This window comes from Lactobacillus sp. MRS-253-APC-2B, from assembly GCF_012843675.1.
Classification (GTDB): domain Bacteria; phylum Bacillota; class Bacilli; order Lactobacillales; family Lactobacillaceae; genus Limosilactobacillus; species Limosilactobacillus pulli.
Window position 1 is genome coordinate 1 of the sequence record NZ_JABAFO010000036.1, and the last position, 3,901, is coordinate 3,901.

A 3,901-nucleotide genomic window follows, 5' to 3' on the forward strand; every position below is an offset into this window, starting at 1 on the left:
CAGATCATGACAAGGATCAAGACCAAACAGCAGAGCTAATCAATACCGTTGCTTTTGACGTTATCTTTAATATAAGAGATTTAGCAGATGTTGACGGCACTGGGCTATATCAGCTGAGCATGACTATTGTTGATGAAACAGAGCTAGACCATGAGCAGATAATGGACTATGTAGACAACAGAGTAGCAGATCTGAGCGCTAATGAATCCAAACTATTAGAGTTGCTTTCAAGTCCCCAGCAACAGCCACGGGCTTACTACTATGGCTTAATTGATCTGTACAGGGCTTTAAATTGACGCTGAGAGCGTCTGAACTATCAGATCCATGGATAGTTGGTCGCTTGAGTTAGGCTGAGAGCCGTTCTGAGTTAGCTAAGTGGTTGCCGCCACGGCTGTTAGTAGTTGCTGGAGATCAAACAGAACATAAAAAGCCCTAACCAACGTTGACGGCTAGGGCTTTTAAATTGAACCAACGAAACAGCAGATAATCACTACTGGGATCTAGTCTACCACCGCTTATTGATATATCAAGGATTGACAAGTGCTAAAAATGAAAACGTTGATATATCAATGATTTCAAATTTTATGGATATCTGAAAAGATTGAACAGTGGATCTTCAGTTACAAACAAAATCATGTGGGGTATACGATTTTGGTACAGACAATCATTATCAGATCGAGAACGCATTTAACATATTACAGATTAAAGATAAATAACATAGATTAAGAAAATTAGAAATACCAGACCCCTTGAAAATAAAGATTTCGTAAGGGTAGTTTTTGAGCTGGAATTATGCCAATCCTTGATATATCGAAAATCGGTTAGACAATAGGATCAATGCAATAAAACGAAAAGGATTGATGAAATGGATAACGAAACAGCAGAAAAAACTAAACAAGTTAAGGCAATGTTAGCTAGTCCACTCATGCTGGAAGAGATCACCGATAAATACAAGGATCTGAAAGCTAAGTACCCTAACGTCAAGGGTCTTGAATACAGAACGCTATCGAGTACGTGGAAAGAGCGAGTTAGTGCTAAAGCAATTGGACTGTTAGGGCTTTTAGCTTACTGGAGCAGTCGGGGAATGGACTATGACGGCTATGCTGTGGCACGTATCAACCCGTTATGGATAGCCAAGCGGTTAGGCTATGGATCACAAGCGTCTAGACACACTAAGCAGATCCAGCAACTACTGCTAGAGTTACACCATGCTGAGTTGATCGAGATCAGACCAGATCATACGACCAAAACGCAGACTGTTAAGATCATTAACAGTGAAGACCAGTCTAATGGTTACTGTAAGCTGTATAGCCCAACGATTAGCACCATACTGGAGCAGAGCAAGGGAATGGCAACGCTGTATAGAGTAGCTATTTATGTTGCTATGAGATCCATAACGTTCGAGAGTACCAACGCCACAATGACCAAAACACCAACGTATTTGGCTAGTATGTTAAATCTAAGTGTAACCACGGTACAGAACCATTTGAAATGGCTTAGAGAGCATAATGCTATCTGCTACTACAAGCTAGTGTTAGCAAACGAATATCACACTGTAAAGTATGTATACAGTGATCCAGTCAACGTTAAAGATCTAACTGAGTGGACTATGCACCACCTAGTTATATCTGATCCACGTCAAAAAAAGCATATTACCAAAGTTGTAGCTTAGAGTAAAACATGGATTTTAACAAAACAAAAGAGCAGTCATATCAGTGGCTACTCTTTTTTTGTTGCTATTGGTGCATTTGCTGGGCTGACGGGGTACTTTCCACGATCAATGAAAATAAAAAGATAGGTGCTGTAATACGTACCTACTCACACACACCACCGAATTTTTTACGTTTTGAGAGCCAAAAACACACCTAAACAGCCGTATCAGTCTATTTTCTGGGACTGTTTAGTTGCTTTGAGCAGTTAGCCAAAAAAGGCTCATAAAAGCCCGTATAACAGACGTTTGCATAGTACAAACAGCCTTAACAGCCAATAAGAGCCAAAACAGCTGTATTGATCCTAATACTGGGCTACCATACTAAGCACGCTGTGAGAGCTATATTTTGAACCGTACAGACGTTTTAACCATTTTAGGTGTAACTATACCAAACAAGACTTAAAATGGCTCTGAGAGCATTTTAGAGCGTCTGAGCACCATGTTAGCAATAAGGATCTATCCAGAGATCAAACAGAGTTAGTCTGAGAGCTGATCCATGGTCTGCTGACAACGGCTGAGAGAGCTATATAAACATAACGTGCCGTATAACCAGTCTAAAATCACCATACAGACGTTTTAGAATTTTGACGGTCAATCATAAGCGTAAATAGTTAAAACGGCTCTGAGAGCGTCTGAGAGCGTTCTAGGGCTATCCTAGCACTGGGGATGTCCTTACAGGTTGAAAGTGATCAAGAGCAGATAGAGCAGATCAAAACTGATAAGATATGACTGTATCATTATGGATTGATCATAAGCATTGATATTGATCCATAAGGTCGCTGCACGTGTATGTATATATACAAAATAGACTGTATAAAGTACCTAAAAAGCTGTGAATCATTGCACAAGTCAAAAACGTGCGTGCATAAAGCAGACCCAATGGTGCATAAACGTTGATATGACGGGCTTTTGTTTATAAACGCATTAAAATTTGAATTTTAATGGCAGTTGCAAGCCCGTTTTTTGGACTGATCTGCTGGATCACTGTAAAGAAAAAAAAGAAAAAAAATTTAAAACAAAAATATAGGTTTTCATGGACTGTAAAAGCCTATCATATAGGCAATCATTGACGGCTAAGATCAAGCAGTATAAGCGTGGTTTGGTTTTAAAAGGCTTGTCTGACAGCGCCTAGAACGCTATCATAGTAAGCAATTGAATATTAACGGAAAAAAGAAAAAGCCCTAGTCGGTACGGCAATACCAACTAAGGCTGACCAATTGGTTACTCGACCTAGCCAATTAGTAATCGAATATCATGATACTCGATTAGATCAGCAAATACAAGAGATAACGATGATAAACATTAGCAGATCTCTGAAAACTGATCTGAAAACTAATTAGATCAAGCTAAGAGTGGTAGCCAAGCGGTTGCCGCTCTTTTTTGTTGCCGTAGGCTGGCATTAACCGATCTAAGCAGTGGCTCTGCTGGGTAGCCCCCTAAAGCGCCCGTGCATTGGATATAGCCCCAATGTGTAGTTAACATTACGGGTATGCTAAACCTTGATCCTATGGCATGGATCTAAAGACGTGGCTGGATGCCTAGAAAACAGCAACGGACTATCTGACCAGATCAGCGGTGCTTTCTTGAGATCGACCAGAACTCGAACTCTAAGATCTGTTCAGAACAAGGGCTAGGTGAGTTTAAACAGTCTGCTAACAGCTTTAAATGAGCTAACTATCTAGCTGTATAGATAGTTGATCTAAAGCCGTTAGAGTGATTCTGAGAGATCAGACGCTTTGTCGCTACAGGCAAAGTGAAAGAGAGAGCGAACGTACGTACGTACGTTGCTATCCTAGGATTTAAGGCTAAGTACGCCTAAAACAGGGCTACTATATAGGTAAATACAATATAAGGGAGTGTATGGATATGGCACTGAACAAGGATCAACAACAGCTGATAGACTGGTACAATCAAGGCTATGGTAGGATTGCACTAAGGCACGGACTATCAGAGCCACTCATGCAACAGTGGTTACAAGAGCAGGGCTATTATGGATCAGAACAAGGATCAGCCCTAGCAGAGCGTATGCTGGGAGAGTTTCAAGCAGAGCAGATAGGCTATGAGATCGGCTGTCTGGGAGCTATACAGGCTAGTGTGCTGTTGTTGTTGCTTACAGATCATGACAAGGATCAAGACCAAACAGCAGAGCTAATCAATACCGTTGCTTTTGACGTTATCTTTAATATAAGA

At 40.7% G+C, this 3,901-nt stretch carries 3 protein-coding genes; all 3 read left to right on the forward strand.

The annotated features are described in order from the left end of the window. Window positions 1–296: hypothetical protein (locus tag HF864_RS09225; protein ID WP_169462696.1), on the forward strand; the 296-nt coding region annotated here is incomplete at its 5' end. A gap of 569 nt (window positions 297–865) precedes the next feature. After that, entirely contained in the window at window positions 866–1,672 is an 807-nt protein-coding gene (locus HF864_RS09230) for a hypothetical protein (RefSeq protein WP_169462697.1), read from the forward strand. 1,905 nt (window positions 1,673–3,577) lie between these two features. Further along, window positions 3,578–3,901 (forward strand): hypothetical protein (locus HF864_RS09235; protein WP_169462698.1); only part of this gene is annotated, 324 nt, incomplete at its 3' end.